The organism is Actinacidiphila paucisporea (assembly GCF_900142575.1).
GTDB classification, from domain to species: domain Bacteria; phylum Actinomycetota; class Actinomycetes; order Streptomycetales; family Streptomycetaceae; genus Actinacidiphila; species Actinacidiphila paucisporea.
On the sequence record NZ_FRBI01000018.1, the window covers coordinates 38,364 to 55,877 of the forward strand.

The 17,514-nt window shown below is 74.3% G+C and carries 13 protein-coding genes; 2 read left to right on the forward strand and 11 right to left on the reverse strand.

Going from position 1 to position 17,514, the window contains the following annotated elements:
* Window positions 1-71 precede the first annotated feature (71 nt).
* Window positions 72-2,609 (forward strand): polysaccharide lyase family 8 super-sandwich domain-containing protein, encoded by a 2,538-nt coding sequence (locus tag BUE44_RS24000; protein WP_073501061.1) that lies wholly within the window; start codon window positions 72-74, stop codon window positions 2,607-2,609.
* 7 nt (window positions 2,610-2,616) lie between these two features.
* On the opposite strand, the gene BUE44_RS24005 is transcribed toward BUE44_RS24000, so the two are convergent.
* The 10 genes from BUE44_RS24005 to BUE44_RS24050 form a co-directional block, all read right to left on the reverse strand.
* The gene (locus BUE44_RS24005) at window positions 2,617-3,699 is read right to left on the reverse strand and encodes a branched-chain amino acid ABC transporter permease (protein WP_073501062.1); all 1,083 of its coding nucleotides are present in this window, start codon (window positions 3,697-3,699) and stop codon (window positions 2,617-2,619) included.
* Window positions 3,696-4,613, reverse strand: a complete 918-nt coding sequence (locus tag BUE44_RS24010; RefSeq protein ID WP_073501063.1) for a branched-chain amino acid ABC transporter permease — start codon at window positions 4,611-4,613, stop codon at window positions 3,696-3,698. The genes BUE44_RS24005 and BUE44_RS24010 overlap by 4 nt, the downstream gene beginning before the upstream one ends.
* Window positions 4,613-5,413, reverse strand: a complete 801-nt coding sequence (locus BUE44_RS24015; RefSeq protein ID WP_079190024.1) for an ABC transporter ATP-binding protein — start codon at window positions 5,411-5,413, stop codon at window positions 4,613-4,615. The genes BUE44_RS24010 and BUE44_RS24015 overlap by 1 nt, the downstream gene beginning before the upstream one ends.
* On the reverse strand, window positions 5,410-6,153 hold the full coding sequence (locus tag BUE44_RS24020; RefSeq protein WP_073501064.1) for an ABC transporter ATP-binding protein: 744 nt from the start codon (window positions 6,151-6,153) through the stop codon (window positions 5,410-5,412). Before BUE44_RS24020 ends, BUE44_RS24015 begins: the two co-directional genes overlap by 4 nt.
* Before the next feature lie 3 nt (window positions 6,154-6,156).
* Window positions 6,157-7,407: a substrate-binding domain-containing protein gene (locus BUE44_RS24025; protein ID WP_073501150.1), complete on the reverse strand. Its 1,251-nt coding sequence runs from the start codon at window positions 7,405-7,407 to the stop codon at window positions 6,157-6,159.
* Between the two features lie 130 nt (window positions 7,408-7,537).
* Complete coding sequence (locus tag BUE44_RS24030) at window positions 7,538-8,407, reverse strand: alpha/beta hydrolase (RefSeq protein WP_073501065.1); 870 nt, start codon at window positions 8,405-8,407, stop codon at window positions 7,538-7,540.
* Between the two features lie 143 nt (window positions 8,408-8,550).
* Window positions 8,551-11,052 (reverse strand): FtsX-like permease family protein, encoded by a 2,502-nt coding sequence (locus BUE44_RS24035; protein ID WP_073501066.1) that lies wholly within the window; start codon window positions 11,050-11,052, stop codon window positions 8,551-8,553.
* Window positions 11,052-11,795, reverse strand: coding sequence for an ABC transporter ATP-binding protein (locus tag BUE44_RS38795; protein ID WP_073501067.1), 744 nt, complete (start codon window positions 11,793-11,795; stop codon window positions 11,052-11,054). The genes BUE44_RS24035 and BUE44_RS38795 overlap by 1 nt, the downstream gene beginning before the upstream one ends.
* On the reverse strand, window positions 11,792-12,448 hold the full coding sequence (locus BUE44_RS38800) for a PadR family transcriptional regulator (protein ID WP_073501068.1): 657 nt from the start codon (window positions 12,446-12,448) through the stop codon (window positions 11,792-11,794). The genes BUE44_RS38795 and BUE44_RS38800 overlap by 4 nt, the downstream gene beginning before the upstream one ends.
* Before the next feature lie 125 nt (window positions 12,449-12,573).
* On the reverse strand, window positions 12,574-14,172 hold the full coding sequence (locus tag BUE44_RS24050) for a purple acid phosphatase family protein (protein WP_073501069.1): 1,599 nt from the start codon (window positions 14,170-14,172) through the stop codon (window positions 12,574-12,576).
* 360 nt (window positions 14,173-14,532) lie between these two features.
* Here BUE44_RS24050 and BUE44_RS24055 point away from each other — a divergent pair, with 360 nt between their 5' ends.
* The gene (locus BUE44_RS24055; RefSeq protein WP_073501070.1) at window positions 14,533-16,593 is read left to right on the forward strand and encodes a phosphocholine-specific phospholipase C; all 2,061 of its coding nucleotides are present in this window, start codon (window positions 14,533-14,535) and stop codon (window positions 16,591-16,593) included.
* A gap of 71 nt (window positions 16,594-16,664) precedes the next feature.
* Here BUE44_RS24055 and BUE44_RS24060 read toward each other — a convergent pair whose 3' ends face one another.
* The gene (locus tag BUE44_RS24060; protein ID WP_073501071.1) at window positions 16,665-17,474 is read right to left on the reverse strand and encodes a helix-turn-helix domain-containing protein; all 810 of its coding nucleotides are present in this window, start codon (window positions 17,472-17,474) and stop codon (window positions 16,665-16,667) included.
* Window positions 17,475-17,514 lie beyond the last annotated feature (40 nt).

Below are 17,514 nucleotides of genomic sequence, written 5' to 3' on the forward strand. Positions count from 1 at the left end.
GGCCACGGTTGCTTCAATGCGGGTGGCGCCCGGCATGCGGCGCCGCCCGCCGACCGCCCGGAGCGTCCGCCGTGCAGATATCCCGTCGTGCCCTGATGTCGATCGTCCCGGCCGGCACCCTGCTGGCTCTGGCCGGGCAGACGCGCGCCGCCGCCGTACCCCCGGCCGGCACCGACCGGGACACGCTGCTCGGCAATGTCACCGCGATATTCTGCGGCACCCCGGAGTCCAACGCCCGCCCCGAGGTCGCGGGCAAGCTCGCCGCCCTCCAGGCCACCGCCACCGCCAGGCTCGCCGCGATGGACGCGGCCGGCACCGGCGAGCTCTTCCGCGGGCTCGGCCTCGGCACCAGCGACCCGCACCTGGCCGGCTCCTTCCAGTACCTGTACGAGATCGCGCTGGCCACCCGCGCCCCCGGCTCCGCCCTGCAGGGCGACCCGGCCGTGCAGCAGCGCGTCATCGACGGTCTGACCTGGCTCTACGACGGCTACTACGGGGACCAGGCCGCCGGCTACTACGGCAACTGGTTCACCTGGGAGATCGGCATCTCGACCTACGCCGGCCGCACCCTGGTCCTGCTCGCCGACGTGCTCGCCCAGGCCGCACCCGACCTCACCGCCACCTACGTCGCCGCGATGGACGCCTACCTGCGCAACGGCAAGGACGGCGACGTCGACCTCGACTCGCGCTTCCACACCGGCGCCAACCTCGCCGACATCACCACCAACCGCATCCTGCAGGGAGCCGCGCTCGGCGACGCCGCCCGTGTCACCAAGGCGGTCGCCGACCAGCTGACCGTCTACGCGACCGTCGACCCGTACGCCCCGCGGCACGGCGTCACCGACGGTTTCTACGCCGACGGCTCCTTCCTCCAGCACTCGTCGGTGGCCTACACCGGCTCGTACGGCACCGGGCTGCTCACCCGGGTGGTGCAGACGGTCAAGATCCTCGACGGCACCGGCTACGCACCCGGCGACGGACGCCTGGTGGGAGCCGTCACCGGCTGGGTCGCCGACAGCTTCGCGCCGCTGATCGTCGAGGGCTGGATGTCCGAGATCGTCAAGGGCCGGGCGGTCTCCAGGACCGGCACCGGATACGCCGACGTCGCCGCCGTGGTCGAGGCCGTCGTGGACCTGTCCGGCTACGCGGCCGGCGACGCCGCCACCGCGCTGGCCGGCTACGCCAAGCACCTGCGCCAGGTCACGAAGGCCGCGCCCGACCCGGCCGGCTTCGTCTCCCCGGTCAGCGTCGCCCGCTACGCCGACCTGCTCGCCGACCCCGCGATCCCGGCCCGCGACATCAACCCCGCCGCCCTGCACAGCGCTTACCCCGCCATGGACCGCAGCGTCCACCGCCGCCCCGGGTGGACCTTCGCGCTGGCCCGCAGCTCCACCCGGATCAGCGGCTACGAGTACATGAGCGGCGAGAACCTGGCGCCGTGGTTCCAGGGCGCGGGCGCCCACTACCTGTACCTGTCGGGGCAGGACCAGACGCAGGCATTCGGCGTCGACTACTTCACCGCCGTCCCCCCGGACCGGCTGGCCGGCGTCATCGCCCCCGCCGAGACCCGGCTGACCGTCCCGGAGCTGTACGGCACCCAGTGGTACGACAACCCCGCCGCCGGCTTCACCTCCTCGTCCCAGTCGCAGAACACCTACGTCTACTTCCCGCGCGGCACCAACCCGCTGTCCGGCGGCGCCGTCCTCGGCCCGTACGGCGCCGCCGCGATGGTGCTGGCGCCCGACGCTGCCTGGGCCGCGAAGCAGGCCGGGCAGCTCCCCGCCGACTTCGTCGCCTACCGCGGCGCCGACGGCACCCGGTCGTGGTTCATGCTGGACGACGAGATCGTGGTGCTCGCCGCCGGCGTCGGCGACAGCGCGGGGCGCGCGGTCACCACGACCGCCGACGCCAGGATCGCCGGCGCCGCCGACCCGGTCGCCCTCACCGGCGAGGTCCGCGGCGGCGCCCCCTGGTCGGGCACCGGCACCGCCCCGCTGGCCTGGCTGCGGTACGCCGACCCGGCCCAGGGCGCCGCCGTCGGCTACGTCCTGCTCGACCCGCGCCAGCCGCAGCCCACCGTCGCCCTGGACACCGTCACCCGCAGCCGCCGCGCGGTCCGGCTCACCAACCCCGACACGCCGGTCACCAAGCAGGTCTTCACCCTGGCCTTCCACCAGGAGCCGGGCGCCGGGCACACCGCGCTGGCCTACGCCATCGTCCCCGGCGCCACCGAGCGGGCCCTGCGGTCGTACGCCCGCGGCCCGCTCGCCGTGCTCGCCAACACCACCGCCGTCCAGGCGGTCGGCCACCGCGGCCTCGGCCTGCTGGCCGCCAACACCTTCACCGCCGGCTCCCACCGGGTCGACCGCCTCACCGTCGAGGGAACCGCCTCCGTCCTGCTGCGCGAGGCCCGCGACGGGACCGTCTCGCTCGCGGTGGCAGACCCGACCACCGGCCGCGCCACCGTGACGCTCCAGCTGCGCGGACGGCGCCTGCACCCGGTGGCCGCCGATCCGCGGCTGCGGTTCCGCTCCACCCCCGGCGGTACGACCGTCGAGGCGGACACCGCCGGGCTGTACGGCCGCAGCCTGACCGCCACCCTGCGCTGACGGCGGGTCAGCGCCGCCGCAGCCGGGCGGGCAGGCGGGTGAGGCCGCCCGGCAGGGCGACGACAGTGGCGACGAAGAGGGCGCCCAGCAGGAACAGCGGCTGCGACAGCGGCACCCGCAGGAAGGACGGCAGGCCCGAGACCGCCGGCGACCCGGCGAGGTCGCCGAGGCGGTGGTCGGCCCAGGTGTAGAGGACACCGCCGACCAGCGGCCCCCAGCGCGACCCGGAACCGCCCAGCACCACCATCACCAGCAGGGACAGCGTGAAGTCCGACGTCGTGGTCTGCGGTGTCGCCCCACCGGTCAGCAGCAGGTGCACGATCCCGCCGACCGCGGCCAGCGCACCGGCCAGCACGAAGGCGACCAGCTTGAAGCCGTACGGGCGCAGGCCGAGCACCTCCACCCGGCGCTCGTTCTCCTTGATGCCCTCCCAGACCCGGCCGGTGGGGGAGCGCACCGCCCAGTGCACCACCGCGAGGGTCAGCACCAGGTAGGCCAGCGCGATCCAGTAGAGGTTCGCGGTGTTCCCGATACCGGCAAGCGACGCCGGCAGCCGGTCCGCCGGGATGGCCCGGCCCTCCTCGCCGCCGGTGACACCGCCCGGGTCGCGCTCCACCAGGATCGATCCGGCCTGCGCGAAGGCCAGCGTGACCATGGAGAAGGCGATACCGCCGACCCGCAGCGCCACCGACCCCAGCGCCGCGGCCAGCGCGATGCCGCAGCACAGCCCGAGCACCGCAGCCACCGCGAACGGCAACCCGGCCTCCACCATGATCAGTTCGGTGGCGTAGCTGCCCGCGGCGAAATACAGCGCGTGCCCGAACGACAGCAGACCCGTACGCCCCAGCAGCAGGTCGTACCCGGTGGCGAGCGCCCCGAACACCAGGCACAGGGCCAGCAGTTGCAGGCTCCCGGCGCTGCCGATCGGGCCGTCGAGCAGCCCGGGCAGCGGCAGCGAGCTGTAGGGCGCCGCGAGCAGCGCGGCCAGCGCCACGGCCGGCCACCAGCGGCCGTAGCGGCGCAGTGACCCGGCTGGCGCGGCCACGTCGCCGCCGGTCGCCGCCTCGCGGGCGGTCGTGGCGGTGGTCATGCGAGCCTCCCGGTGACGCCGCCCGGCTTGAGCAGCAGCAGTACGGCGAGCAGCACGACGACGGCGAGGTCGCCGAGGCCCGACGCGGTGTAGTAGTTGGCGAACTGCTGGACCAGGCCCACCACGACGGCGGCCAGCGCGGCGCCGGCCACCGAGCCCGTGGCCGCCCCGGAGCCGCCGGCCCCGAAGGTGCCCCCGATCACCACCACCACGAAGGCGAAGATCAGCAGCGAGGTGCCCTGGCCCGGGTCGACCGAGCCGTAGTACAGCCCGCCCAGTGCCCCGCCCAGCGCGGCCGCGGCCCCGCCGATCGCGAAGACCAGCGTGAAGGCCCGCCGTACGTCGATGCCCAGCGCGGTGACCATCGCCCGGTCCTCCACCCCGGCGCGTACGACCAGGCCGTGCCGCGTGCCGCCGAGGAAGAGCCGCAGCGCCACCAGGACCACCGCGGCGGCGCCGATCAGCACCAGCCGGTTCACCGGGATGCGCGCCCCCAGCAGCCCGAAGGTGCCGGACAGCGCGGCGGGCCCCGGGAAGGGCCGGGCGTCCGGACCCCAGATCGCCGACAGCAGCGCCGGCACGGCCAGCCCGACGCCCACGGTCGCCAGCACCTGCTCGCGCGGGCGGTCGTACAGCGGGCGGATCAGGGCCAGTTCGAGCACCACGGCGGCCACCGTGCCGACGGCGGTGCCGAAGCACACCGCCAGCACGAAGCCGAAGCCGCCGGAGCCGGCGCCCGGCAGGTGCCCGCCGGCCGCCCACCAGGTGGCGTAGGCGCCGACGGAAAGCAGCGCCCCGTGCGCGAAGTTGAGCACGTCCATCAGCCCGAAGATCAGCGACAGGCCGGCGGCCACCAGGAAGTACAGGGCGCCCAGGCCCAGTCCGGTGACCGCGAGCAGCACGGTGGTCGACATCACGCGCCCGCCTTTCCGCTGTCCGCCGCCGACGTGGCGGCCGTCCCGGTGTCCTGCGGTGCCATGGGATTCTCCTCGGATACGGCGTCGGCACGTCGGCCGACGCCCAGCAGCCGCCGGGTGGCCTCGGGGTCGGCGAGCAGGTCGGCCGCGGGGCCGCGGTGCGCGGTGCGGCCGTCGGCGAGGACCACGCAGTGCTCGGCGAGCCTGCGCACCATCGCCAGGTTCTGCTCGACCAGCAGCACCGGCACCGCCTGCGCGGCCCGCTCCAGCACCCGCGCCACCTCGGTGACGACCTTGGGCGCCAGGCCCTTGGTCGGCTCGTCGGCGATGATCAGCCGGTTGCCGTTCAGCAGGGTGCGGCCGATGGCCACCATCTGCTGCTGGCCGCCGGACAGGGTGCCCGCCAACTGCTTTGCGCGAGCCTTGAGTTCGGGAAAGAGTTCGTGCACCAGGCCGTAGGCGGGACCGCCCGCGCCCGGTCGTTCCGCCAGCCGGAGGTTCTCCGCGACGGTGAGCGCGGCGAAGATCCCACGGTCCTCGGGCGCGTAGCCGACACCGCGGCGCACCAGCGCGTGGGTCGCCAGCCGTACCGTTTCCTCGCCGAGGAAGCGCACGCTGCCCGTGCGCGGCACCAGGCCCAGCACCCCGCGCACCGTCGTGGTCTTGCCCGCCCCGTTGCGGCCGAGCAGCGCGGTGACACCGGACGGCGCGACGTCCAGGTCCACCCCGTGCAGGATGTGCCGGCCGCCGATGACGACCGCCAGGCCCCGCACGGCGAGCAGCGGTTCGGTGCTCACAGCGCCTCCCCGAGGTAGGCCTGCTGCACGACCGGGTCGGCGGTCACGGCCTGCGGGGTGTCGAGCGCCAGCAGCGTGCCGTGGTGCATCACCGCCAACCGGTCGGCCAGGCCCAGCAGCACGTCCATGTGGTGCTCCACCATCAGCACCGTCCTGCCCTCGTCGCGGTGCAGCGAGCGGATCAACCCGGTCAGCGCGGGCACCTCTTCCGCGCTCACCCCGGCCATCGGCTCGTCGAGCAGCATCAGCCGCGGCTCGCCGACCAGCAGCACCGCCAGCTCCAGCTTGCGTTTCTCGCCGTGCGACAGGTCCGCGGAAGGCACGCCGGCCCGGTGCGCGAGCCCGGTGCGCTCCAGCACCGGCCCGACCCGCTCCGCGAAAGCCGACGCGCGCCGCCAGATCCGGTACGAACCCCCCGAAGCCGCCTGCGCCGCCAGCCGTACGTGGTCGGCCACGGTCATCGCCGGCCACAGGCTGGAGGTCTGGAACGTACGGCCGAGCCCGCGCCGCGCCCGGGCGGGCACGCTCTCGGCCGTCACATCGGCGCCGTCGAGGGCGATCGACCCACGGGTGGCCGGCACCAGACCGCTGATCAGGTTGAACAGCGAGGTCTTGCCGGCGCCGTTGGGACCGATGAAGGCCAGGAACTCACCCTCCCGCACGTCGAGGGACACCTCGTCCACGATGGTCGCGCCGCCCACCGACCAGCCCAGGCCGCGCAGCCGCAGTACGGGGGCCACGGGTCAGCCCGCCATCTGCTTGGACGGCGGGGTGACCGCGTCCTTCGGCAGCCGGCTGACCAGCTCGGGCTTCGCGGCGGCGCCCGTCCCGGTCAGCTTCGCGGTGAACATCGGCTGCAGCAGCGCGTGGTCCGCGGTCCTGATCTGCTCGTCGCCCTTGGGCCCCTGGAACGACCAGCCCTCCAGGGCCTTCGCCATCGCGGCCGGGTCGGTGGCGCTGCCCGACTCCACCGCGTGCACGATCATCTGCGCCGCGGTGAAGCCGTCCGGGCTGAACAGGTCGGGGGTGCCGCCGGCCTTGGTGATGCCGTCCAGCATCGCCTTGTCCACCGGGTTGTTCCCCGCGCCGGGGAAGTAGTGCGCCAGGAACGACACCTTGGACCCGGCGGCGCCGAACAGCGGGTAGGACGCGGTGCCGGCCAGTCCGGTCACCACCTTGGTCGAGGTGACCACACCCTGCTGGTCCAGCGCCGTCCACAGCGCCGGCGCGCTCGCCCCGGCCCACGCCACGAACACCAGGTCCGGCTTCTTCGACCTGACCTGCTGCGCGAACGGCGTCAGGTCGCCCGCGCTCGGCGGCGCCAGCACCGAGTCGACCTTCGCGCCCTGCCCCTGGCCCAGCACCCGCTTGACCGCGGCCACGTTCGCCTGCCCGAAGGCCGAGTTCTGGGTCAGCACCACGACCTTCCTGCCGCGCGAGTCGCCGAGCAGCGAGCCCGCGGTGAGGATGTCCTGGTACGACTGCCGCCCGGAGCGGAAGGTGTACGCGTTCAGGCCGGTGAGCGCGTCGGTCGCGGCGGGCCCCGCGACGTACAGCACGCGGTTCTGCGCGGCCAGCGGCGCCAGTTGCAGCGCCACCCCGGAGTCGGTGGTGCCCGCGAGGATCTTCGTGCCCTTGCCGATCAGCGTCTTGGCCGCGGCCACCGCCTTGGCCGGGTCGCCCGCGTCGTCCTGCTCGGTGACGCGGATCTCGTGCCCGGCCGCCTTGCCGGTGCCGTGGGTGGCGTAGTCAAGACCGGCCTCGAAGCCTTCGAGGTACTGCTTGCCGTACGCGGCGAGCGGCCCGGTGCGGGAGTAGACCAGGCCGACGTCGACGGCGCCACTGCCGCCCTTGCCGCCGCCGTCCGAGGAGCTCCCGGCAGTCCCCGCCTTGCTGCACCCCGCCGCCCCCGCGAGCAGGACGGCGGCGGCCAGCAGCGCAAGCGCGGGGACGGATCTGCTTCGGTTCGTGCTCGATGTGCTGCTGCGACGCATGGCGACCGGCTCCCGGAAAGGTGGAATGTTGCGCACACCGTAGAAGTGCGGGGTCCGGGCGGACATGTGGCCGAGACATGTACCTCGGCGGGACGGCATGTCGGCGGGCACCATGGTGCCCCCGCCTGACCTAGAGCGCGGCGCGGATGTGGGAGGCGACCACGGATGCCCCCCGCCGGCCGAGGAGGATCGAGTAGTGGTTCACACCGGGCACGAAGTGGAGTGACGCCGTGGTGAGGGCGGCGGACTCGATGACGGCCGGGGGGTAGAGCCCGGTGGGCTCGTCGCGCAGGCCGCGCTCGGCCCACAGGAGCCGGGCGGGGACGCGCAGTTCGTGGATCGCGGCGAAGACCGCGGGATTGCGCAGCTCGTCCTCGGCGTCCTCCCGGATCGCCGCCGGGCGGCACGCCGACCGCAGCCGGGGCTCCTCGCCGACGAGGTCGCGGTCGAGATAGGTCCGCACCGCCTCGCCGGTCAGCTCGGCGAAGGCCGGGTGCGCGGCCCAGAAGGCGTGGTAGGCGGCGCGGTCGGCGAACTCCATGTCGAGCTTGGCCATCGCCGGGCCGATCACCGCGTGCAGCACCTGGTCGATGTCCATGTCGCCCGGGACGGGGAAGCCCAGACCGCCGTCGACCAGCACCAGGGCCCGGTAGCGGTGCGGGTCGCGCCGGGCGGCGACGCAGCCGGCGAAACCGCCCATCGAGTGGCCGGCGAGCACCGCCCGGTCCGCCCCGAAGCGGTCGAGCACCGCGAGCAGGTCGTCGGCGTGCGCGGCCATGCTGCTGCGGCCCTTGACGTCGCCGCTGTGCCCGCGCCCGCGCAGGTCGGGGGCGATCACCTCGACACCGTCGAGGGCTTCGGCGACCGCGGTCCACGACAGCCCGTTGCTCGCGATGCCGTGCACCGCCAGCACCGTGCCACCGCCCGGTGCCCCGGGCCAGCGGCGTACCGCCAGCGTGCCGCCCCGCACCTCGACACCGACGTCCTGGTGATCCCTCATGCCCCGCCCGCCCCGCATCAGCGCCGTCCGCCCGCACGCCGTCCGTGCGGCTCCAGCAGGCTAGGTGTCACCCGGCCGGGTGACGCATGGCGGTGGCCGACACAGCTACCCGCGCGGCTGTGTCGGCCGGGACCACCCCCGCCTCACTCCAGCAGCCGCCGCGCGAGGCCGGGAGGCTCGCGGCCCGCCGACAGCCAGCCGGCGGCCGTGGCCAGCAGTGGGATGCCGGGGAAGGCCATGAGCAGCGGCACGACGGGGACATGGCCGAGCGAGCCGAGGTCGTCGCCGAAGGCGGACAGCAGGACCAGATAGGCGCCCAGCGTGCCGAGGACGGTGCCCGCCAGCGCGAGACAGCCGGCCGTCGCGGCGGTCAGGGCGCGCCGGGTCCGTGACGTGGCGCCGGTCGCGGTGAGGGTGCGCAGGTCGTCGGTGGACTCGGCGCGCAGCGTCCCGACCGTCATGGCCAGCACGCCGAGTGCCAGAGCGGCGCCGGCGGCGACCGAAGCCCAGCGCACCGTGCGCAGCCCGTCCTGCCGGTCGCGCACCTCGACCGACAGGCCGTTCAGGGCCGCCATGTCGCGCGCGGCGGCGCGCTGGTCGCCGGTCAGGTCGTGCGGGGCGGTGACCAGCCAGCCCGCCGTGACGGTGCGCAGGCCGCGCGCCCGGACCGCGCCGGGGGTGAGGAAGGCCCGCGGCACCGACGTGTACGCGCTGCCCGCGAGGTGCGCCGTGGGCGAGGCGCTGCGGGCCCGGTCGCGGCCCTCGGTGCCGAGCACGGCCAGCTGCTCGGAACCGGGCATCGAGGTGAGGATCTCGGCGTGGGGTGCGGCGGCCGCCGCCGTGCCCAGGCCGAAGGCCCGCACCGCCGCCGGGGTGGCGACGTACAGCGGGACGCCGGCCCAGGTGTTCGCCCCGGTCCGGTGGCCCGTCTCGACCACCGGCTGCCCTTCGACGCCGCTCTGGGCGGTGGTCCGCGGGACCGCCGGGTCGTACGCCATCTCCAGCGGGACAGCGGTGGCGCCGGCACCGGCGGCCCACTTCCGCACGGCCGCCTGCTGCGCCCGTGCCGCCTCTGCGGACAGCGCGGGGATCACCGGGTCCCGGTCGCCGGAGCGGATCATCAGCTGGCGGGCGGACAGATTGCCGGTGCCGGCCGTGTGCTGGTTGACGGGGGCCAGCACGCTGATCGCCACCGGCAGGCCGATCGCCAGGGTGATCGCGGCCAGCGCGGCACCTGACCTGGCCTGGTGCCGCCCCAGGTCGCGCAGCGCCACCCGGGTGGTGAAGGGCGCCCGCGCCGCGGCCGCGGCCATCAGCCGGACGGCGGGCGCGCTGAGCAGCAGCACACCGAGGACCGCCGCCACCAGGCCGACGACCAGCAGCAGGCCGTTGGTGCGGTGCGAGGCGACCAGCGCCCCGGACCCCGCCGCGGTGAGCAGCGCGGCGGCCCACACCGACTGCCGGGCGGGCACCGGCCGCGGCGGGCGGGCGGAAAGCGCCTGGGCGGTCGGGATACGCGCCAGCGCACGGGCCGGCCACCACGCGGCGGCGGTCGGGGTGAGCACCCCGATCACCAGCAGCACGGCCAGCAGCGGCCAGGGCAGTGCCAAGGGGTCGATGCGGTGGTCGGCGGCGGACTCCAGGTGCGGGGCCAGCGCCAGCCACGCCGCACCGCCCAGCACCGCGCCGCAGCCGGCCGCCAGGACGCCGGTCAGCGTGCCGTGTCCGACGAGCACCAGCCGCAGCTGGCGGTCCGTGGCGCCGATCGTGCCGAGCATGCCGATCTGCCGCAGCCTGCGCTGCGCGACCACGGCGAAGGCCGCCGCGGCGACCAGGGAGATCAGCAGCAGCGCCACGGTGGCCAGCGCGAGGATGAGGGTGTCGGCCGCGGCCCGGCCGAAGTCTCCCCGCACCTGGACCATGACGGGTGCTGCCCGGTCCGGCGCGGACCTGCGGAAGGCGTCCACGGCGTCGGCGGACGCGTCGGTGAGGACGTCGGCGGACGCGGCGGCCGGCCCGGCCACGGTCGTCCCCGCGGCGCTTCCGGTGCCGGGCGCGGCGAGCGCGAAGGTGTCGCCGAGCAGGCCGGGATTCTCCACCCGGCCGACGACGGCGAACCGCCGCCCGCCGAGGTCCACGGTGCCGCCGGTGCGCGCGTGCAGCAGGTCGGCCGCCGACGCGGTCAGGGCGATCTCGCCCTGACCGGCGGGATAGCGCCCCGACACCAGCCGCAGCCGCCCTGCGCCGTACGGACCGTGCGGGTCCTCGGCTCGCAGGTCGAGCGGGTCGAGCGAACCGGGCACCGGTACCGGGCGGTGGGCGACGATGTCGACCGGCGCCAGGTCCTTGCGCGCGGCGGCGACCCGAGACGGCAGGGTGCCGCCTCCCAGGTGCAGCAACTGCGAGGCGGAGCCGAAGGTGCCGGCCGGCGTCCGGACGTAGGCGTGCACGGCGGCGAGCCCGCACACCGCGGCGCCTACGGCCGTGGTGATCAGCGCGAGCAGCAGCACCTGGCGCCGCCACTCGCGGCGCAGCAGCCGCCAGGACCAGCGCAGCACGGCGACCCTGGCGGGCAGCCCGCCGTGCCTCGGGCCGTACGGCAGCCCGCCGGTCGTCGGCCGCGGGCCCGGGTGGGTGGCGGTCATCAGCGGCTCTCCTCGCCGGTCAGCGGGCCGCCGGGGGTCAGCAGCGACTCGGGACCGGGCAGCGGAGTGGTCGAGTCGACGATCTCGCCGTCCCGCACGAAGACCACCCGGTCGGCCCAGGAGGCCAGTTGGGGGTCGTGGGTGACCAGCACGGCCGCGGCGCCGCCGTGGCAGGCGGACCTGATCAGCCGCATCACGCCCTCGCCGCTGTGCGAGTCCAGCGCGCCGGTCGGCTCGTCGGCGAGCAGCAGCCGGCGCTCGCCGACCAGTGCCCTGGCCAGGGCCACCCGCTGCCGCTGCCCGCCTGACAGCTCGTCGGGGAAACTGTCGGCGCGGTCGGCGAGCCCCAGCTCCTCCAGCGCCGCCAGGCCCTGCCGGCGGGCCTGCCGGCTCCTGACCCCGTCCAGCTCCAGCGGCATCGTGATGTTCTCCACCGCGGTGAGTCCGGCGAGCAGGTTGAAGTCCTGGAAGACGTAGCCGATGTGGCGGCGGCGCAGCCTGGCCCGGTCGTCGCGGCTGAGCCCCGACAGCACGGTGCCCTCGATGAGGACCTCGCCGCCGGTCGGCTCCTCCAGGCTGCCCGCGATGGTCAGCAGGGTGGACTTGCCCGACCCGCTCGGCCCCATCACGGCGACCATCTCGCCGGCGGCGACGGTGAGGTCCGCGCCGATCAGCGCCTGGACGGCGGCGGGGCCCTCGCCGTAGGTCTTGGACACCCCGCGCAGTTCGAGCGGTGCGGTCACCGTACGGCCCCCGTACTGCCGGGCGCGGCGGACTGCGTGGCGGACGGCGCGGCGGACGGCGCGGGCCCGGCGGCCGGCGGCGCGGCGGGCAGGGTGCCGGTGGCGCGGTCCGGCGGGCCGTAGCTGTGGTGCCTGAGCCTGGCCTGTGTCGCGTCCAGCCAGCGGACCACCGCTTCGAGGCGGTAGAGCTGCGCGTCGGCGACCAGCAGCAGCGACAGATCGTCGAGCGCGTGCTCCTTGAGCCGGGTGTACTGCTGCATCCGCTCGATCGTGGCCCTGCGGTGGGCCTGGAGGAGGCCGGACAGGTCCACCCCGGGCAGCCGCAGCGCGACCAGCACCTTGATCAGCAGCTCGTCGCGCGGCGGCGCGTCGGGCGACGGCGCGTCGGGCGACGGCGGGGTGCGCAGCCATGACGCCAGCTCGGCGCCGCCGGCCGGAGTGATGCGGTAGGCCTTCTGCGGACCGGCCTCGGCGGCCTCGTCCTGGTCGGACTCCACCAGCCCGTCGCGCTCCAGGCGCTGCATCGTCGAATAGACCTGTCCGACATTGAGCGGCCAGACCTCCCCGGTCCGCGCCTCGAACTCCTGGCGCAACTGCAGGCCGTACTTCGGTCCTTCGCTCAGCAGGGCGAGCAAAGCATGGCGCACGCTCATCGGATCGACCTCCCCATCCCTTTGTATACCCGGTATCATACCGGGTATACATAACGACGGAAGACGGCCCGCGGGATTATTTCCCGCGGGCCGTCCTCTGTGTTGCCGCCCAGGTGCGGGCGGGATCAGTCGCGCCCGTCCGACCGCTTGCGGTGCAGCGTGAACTTCTCGAAGACCGACAACTCGCCGTGCGGCTTGTTCACGTTGTAGTACGTCACGTGCATCCGGGTGGTGTCGCCGGGGAAGCGGCCCGGGTCCACCGTGAAGGCGGCGAAGCCGTAGGGGTGCTCGATGTCGCGCACGCCCGTCCAGACCGCCTCCTCCTTGACGTACGTCGCCGCCCGCTTGCCGCCCTCGGGACGGGTCGCGGCCACCGCGGTGATCACCTTCGCGGTGCCGTCCTTGAAGAAGGCCTGGTTGGTGGTGCCCGAGACACCCCCGCCGCCCAGCACCATGTGGACGGTGCCCAGACCCGTGTCGATGTCGTCGGTCCTGGGCGAGGCCGGGTTCGGGGTCAGCGTCTCGCTGCCGCCGACGACCCCGCGCACCGCGAGCGACCGCTCGTAATTGTGCTCGTGGCCGCACACCACCAGGTCGACCTGGTAGCGGTCGAACAGCGGTCCGTACGCCGCGCGCAGGCCCAGGTCGGCGCCGTTGGCGTCGGAGGAGCTGATCATCACCTGGTGCATCGCCACGACGACCCAGTCGATGTCGCTGTCACGCCGGGCCGCCTTCAACTCCCTTTCCAGGAATGCCAGCTGGCGTCCGCCCGAATAGCCGTGGACGTAGACGTCGCCGCCGTCCTGCAGCGCGACGTCGTCGTTCTGCAGCACGATCACCCGCACCGAGCCGGCGGTGAACGCGTACCAGAGGCCCGCGAGTTCGTCGTCGCTCTCGGTCGAGGGCAGGTCGAAATACGTCTGGTAGGCGCCCAGGCCGATCGGGCCGTTCCCCGACTCGATCTCGTGGTTGCCCGCCGCGGGCATCCACGGCCGGAAGCGCGCGGAGCGGGTGTTGTTGGTGAAGAAGTTGTTCCAGGTGCGGACCCGGTCCACGTCCAGGTTGGCGTAGCACAGGTCCCCGTTGAGCAGGTGGAAGAGCGGCGCGACCTGCTCGATGCCGGTGACGATGTCCTTGGTCGCCGGGGTGGAGTTCGCGTCGAAGGCCGCCGTGCCGTCGGCGCCCCAGGTCACCTGGGGCGCCGACTGGTCGCCGAAGCTGGTGAAGGTCAGCGGCCGGCGGCCGCGCGGCGCGGTGCGGAAGGTGCCGCTGTCCGGCGTGGCACCGTCGTGCGAGACCAGGTAGTAGTAGTCGGTGTCCGGGCGCAGGCCGCTGATCGGCGCGTGGTGGACGTGGACCGCCCGGCCCGACTTGCCGTCGGTGTAGATCCGGGTGTGCGCGGAGGCACCGGAGCCCAGGCCGTGCTCCAGGGTTCCGTAGAGCACCCGGGGGCGGTTGACCGGGCCGTCGGTCAGCCAGGACACCACCATCTGGCTGGACGGGTCCTTGCCGAAGGTCAGATGCAGCCCCTGTACGGGGGAGGCGCCGCCGGCGTCGGGGGTGGGGTGGAAGGCGGGCGCGCCGGCCGGCGCCGCCGCGGCGGGGCCCGCGCTCAGCAGTGGCACGGCCACCGCGCCGACCCCCGCCGTCCCCAGCAGACCGACCGCGGTACGCCGGGTCAGGCGGTCTCCCGACGGCTCCGGGGTGTCCAGATGTGCGACCATCGTTGCTCCTTGGTGCATGGGCTGCGAATGTGTGAAGACTCGCGCCCCACGGCGACGTGCGGTTGAACGCCGCCTGTCCGTACCGCGTCGGATGGTGGCGGACCGGCGCCGGTGACCGCGTCGGAAGGCGGCGGGGTCGGCGACAGTGACCGCGTCGGATGATGGCGGCACCTGCGCCGCCGACCGCGGCGCGCGCCCTCCGGGCCGCCGGTTCCGCTTTCCGCACAGGGGAGTCGGCTTGTTCGCGACCCGTACCGCAGGCTTTCACCCGGGCGACACGGGCAGGTCGCCCGAGGTCGCTGCTGTGGGGGCAACCCCGCACGCCCCCGCACCTTCCCATGCGAAGAGGTACTCCGAGCCATGGCAGAACCCACCCGGCGGCGCTTTTTGCAGATCGCCGGCGCCACCGCGGGCTTCACCGCCCTGTCCAGCAGCATCAGCCGCGCCGCCGCCATCCCCGCCGGACGCCGCACCGGCACCATCAAGGACGTCGACCACATCGTCGTCCTGATGCAGGAGAACCGGTCCTTCGACCACTACTTCGGCTCGCTGCGCGGAGTGCGCGGCTTCGGCGACCCACGTCCGGTGCGGCTGGCGAACGGCAAGCCGGTCTGGTACCAGCCGGACGGGGCCGGCAAAGACGTACTGCCCTACCACCCGGACGCCGAGGACCTGGGCCTGCAGTTCATCGAGGGCCTCAACCACGAGTGGACCGGCAGCCACGCCGCCTTCAACGACGGCCGCTACGACCGCTGGATCCCCGCCAAGTCCGCTGGCACGATGGCGTATCTCACCCGCGACGACATTCCGTTCCACTACGCATTGGCCGACGCCTTCACCGTCTGCGACGCCTACCACTGCTCCTTCATCGGCGGCACCGACCCCAACCGCTACTACATGTGGTCGGGTTGGACCGGCAACGACGGCAAGGGCGCGGGCCCGGTGCTGGACAACTCGGAGCTGGGCTACAACTGGACCACCTACCCCGAGCGCCTGGAGAAGGCCGGAGTCTCGTGGAAGGTCTACCAGGACGTCGGCGACGGCCTGGACGCCGCCAACTCCTGGGGCTGGATCCCGGACGCCTACCGTGGCAACTACGGCGACAACTCGCTGCTGTACTTCGACAACTACCGCAACGCCCAGCCCGGCGACCCGCTCTACGAGAAGGCCCGCACCGGCACCGACGCCAAAGCCGGCGACGGCTTCTTCGACATCCTGCGCGCGGACGTCAAGGCCGGCCGGCTGCCGCAGGTCTCGTGGATCGCCGCCCCCGAGGCCTTCTCCGAGCACCCCAACTGGCCCGCCAACTACGGCGCCTGGTACATCTCGCAGGTCCTCGACGCGCTCACCTCCGACCCCGAGGTGTGGAGCAGGACCGCGCTGTTCATCACCTACGACGAGAACGACGGCTACTTCGACCACGTCGTGCCGCCGTTTCCCCCGCCCGCCGAAGGCCGCGGCGCCTCCACCGTCAGCACCGGCCTGGAGGTCTTCCCGGGCAACGGCACCTACGCGGCCGGCCCCTACGGTCTCGGCCAGCGGGTGCCGATGACGGTGGTCTCACCGTGGAGCACCGGTGGCTACGTCTGCTCCGAGGTCTTCGACCACACCTCGATCGTCCGCTTCATGGAGCGCCGCTTCGGTGTGCACGAGCCGCAGATCTCGCCCTGGCGGCGGGCCGTCTGCGGCGACCTCACCTCGGCCTTCGACTTCGGCCTCACGCACGGCAGGCCCGCGCCGCTGCCCGGCACCGACGCCTACCAGCCGCCGGACCGCGAGCGGCACGACAGCTACGTGCCGGTGCCGCCCGCACACCAGGTGCTGCCGGTGCAGGAGAAGGGCAGCCGCCCGACGCGCCCGCTTCCCTACGCCCCGCAGGTCGACGCGGCCGTGGCCCCCTCCAGCGGGACCGTCACCCTCACCTTCGGCGGCGGGGCCGCGGCCGGCGTGTGCTTCCACGTCACCGCCGCCGGCCGCGCCGACGGCCCGTGGACCTACACCGCGGAGGCCGGCAGGAAGCTCTCCGGCAGCTGGGACACCACCGCCCAGGGCGGCAGCTACGACCTGACGGCGTACGGCCCGGCGGGGTTCCTGCGCGCCTTCAAGGGCTCCACGGCACACGCGGGACCCGAGGTGACCGCCCGTCACGAGGCAGCCGCCGGCCGGATCGAGCTGACCTTCACCAACTCCGGCCGCGACGACGTCCGCCTCACCGTCCGCAATTCCTACGACGGCCACCACGAGACCTGCACCGTCCGGGCCGGCCGCCGCGAGACCCGCACCGTCGACCTCCACCGCAGCAGGCGCTGGTACGACCTCACGGTCACGGCCGACCACGACCCCGGCTTCCTGCGCCGCCTGGCCGGGCACGTGGAGAACGGCAGGCCGGGGGTGAGCGACCCCGCCATCGCCACCGGCTGACTCGTAACCGGTGACCCGTAACCGGTGACCCGTGACTCGTACGCCGGCTTCCGGCGGTGCGCGCGTGAGAGCTACGCGCCGCGCCGCCCGAAGCGGGCCGGCGGCACCCCCATGTGGCGGGTGAAGTGCCGGCTCAGATGCGCCTGGTCGTAGAAGCCGACCGCGCCCGCCACGTCGACCGGCCGCTCGCCCGCCAGCAGCAGCGCCCTGGCCCGGTCGATCCGCCGCCCGGTCAGATACGTGTGCGGCGGCAGCCCGTAGGCGCGGGTGAAGCAGCGGATCAGGTGCGTGGGGTGCGCGTGCAGCACCTCGGTCGCCTCGTCCAGCGACAGGCCGGTCCGCACCCGGGAGTCCAGCAGTTCGCGCAGCCGTACCGCCAACCGGTGGTCCGTCCGTTCCTGCCGGGGCGGCCTGCGGGCGTCCAGGTGCGTCAGCAGCCGCTCGCGGACGAAGGCCAGCCGCGACTCGGCCTCCAGCGTGTCCTCCTCGTGCCGCAGCGCCCCGTGCAGCAGGTGCACCCGGTCGTGCAGCGCCGGGTCGAGCAGGATCGGCCCGTCCACCGCCGGTCCCGCCAGCCGCTCCGGCAGTACCGCGGTCGACAGGTACAGCACCCGCTTGCGGAAGCCGAGGCCGCCGATCGACCGCCCGTCGTGCGGCACGCCGGGTGGCAGCAGCACCACCCGCCCGGCGTCCGTCGCGCCGTGCCGTGTGCGGTCCAGCGCGAAGTCGACGGCGCCGTCGTCCAGCAGCATCAGGTCCCAGGTGTCGTGGGTGTGCACCGGATAGGCGTGCTCGTCGAAGCGCGCGTGCAGGACCTCGCTGATCCCGGCCACCGCGGGCTGCCACGCGTGCACCTCGGCACCGGGACGCGATCGGCTCATACCGGAAAAGGTAACAAGCCGCCGATCGGGCGACCCCGGC

What these genes read in the sequence shown, in the direction of transcription:
- BUE44_RS24005 (WP_073501062.1), bottom strand. Translation starts at nt 3,699, where the DNA reads ATGACCACCGCCACGACCGCCCGCGAGGCGGCGACCGGCGGCGACGTG.
- BUE44_RS24010 (WP_073501063.1), bottom strand. Translation starts at nt 4,613, where the DNA reads ATGTCGACCACCGTGCTGCTCGCGGTCACCGGACTGGGCCTGGGCGCC.
- BUE44_RS24025 (WP_073501150.1), bottom strand. Translation starts at nt 7,407, where the DNA reads ATGCGTCGCAGCAGCACATCGAGCACGAACCGAAGCAGATCCGTCCCC.
- BUE44_RS24030 (WP_073501065.1), bottom strand. Translation starts at nt 8,407, where the DNA reads ATGAGGGATCACCAGGACGTCGGTGTCGAGGTGCGGGGCGGCACGCTG.
- BUE44_RS24035 (WP_073501066.1), bottom strand. Translation starts at nt 11,052, where the DNA reads ATGACCGCCACCCACCCGGGCCCGCGGCCGACGACCGGCGGGCTGCCG.
- BUE44_RS38800 (WP_073501068.1), bottom strand. Translation starts at nt 12,448, where the DNA reads ATGAGCGTGCGCCATGCTTTGCTCGCCCTGCTGAGCGAAGGACCGAAG.
- BUE44_RS24050 (WP_073501069.1), bottom strand. Translation starts at nt 14,172, where the DNA reads ATGGTCGCACATCTGGACACCCCGGAGCCGTCGGGAGACCGCCTGACC.
- BUE44_RS24055 (WP_073501070.1), top strand. Translation starts at nt 14,533, where the DNA reads ATGGCAGAACCCACCCGGCGGCGCTTTTTGCAGATCGCCGGCGCCACC.
- BUE44_RS24060 (WP_073501071.1), bottom strand. Translation starts at nt 17,474, where the DNA reads ATGAGCCGATCGCGTCCCGGTGCCGAGGTGCACGCGTGGCAGCCCGCG.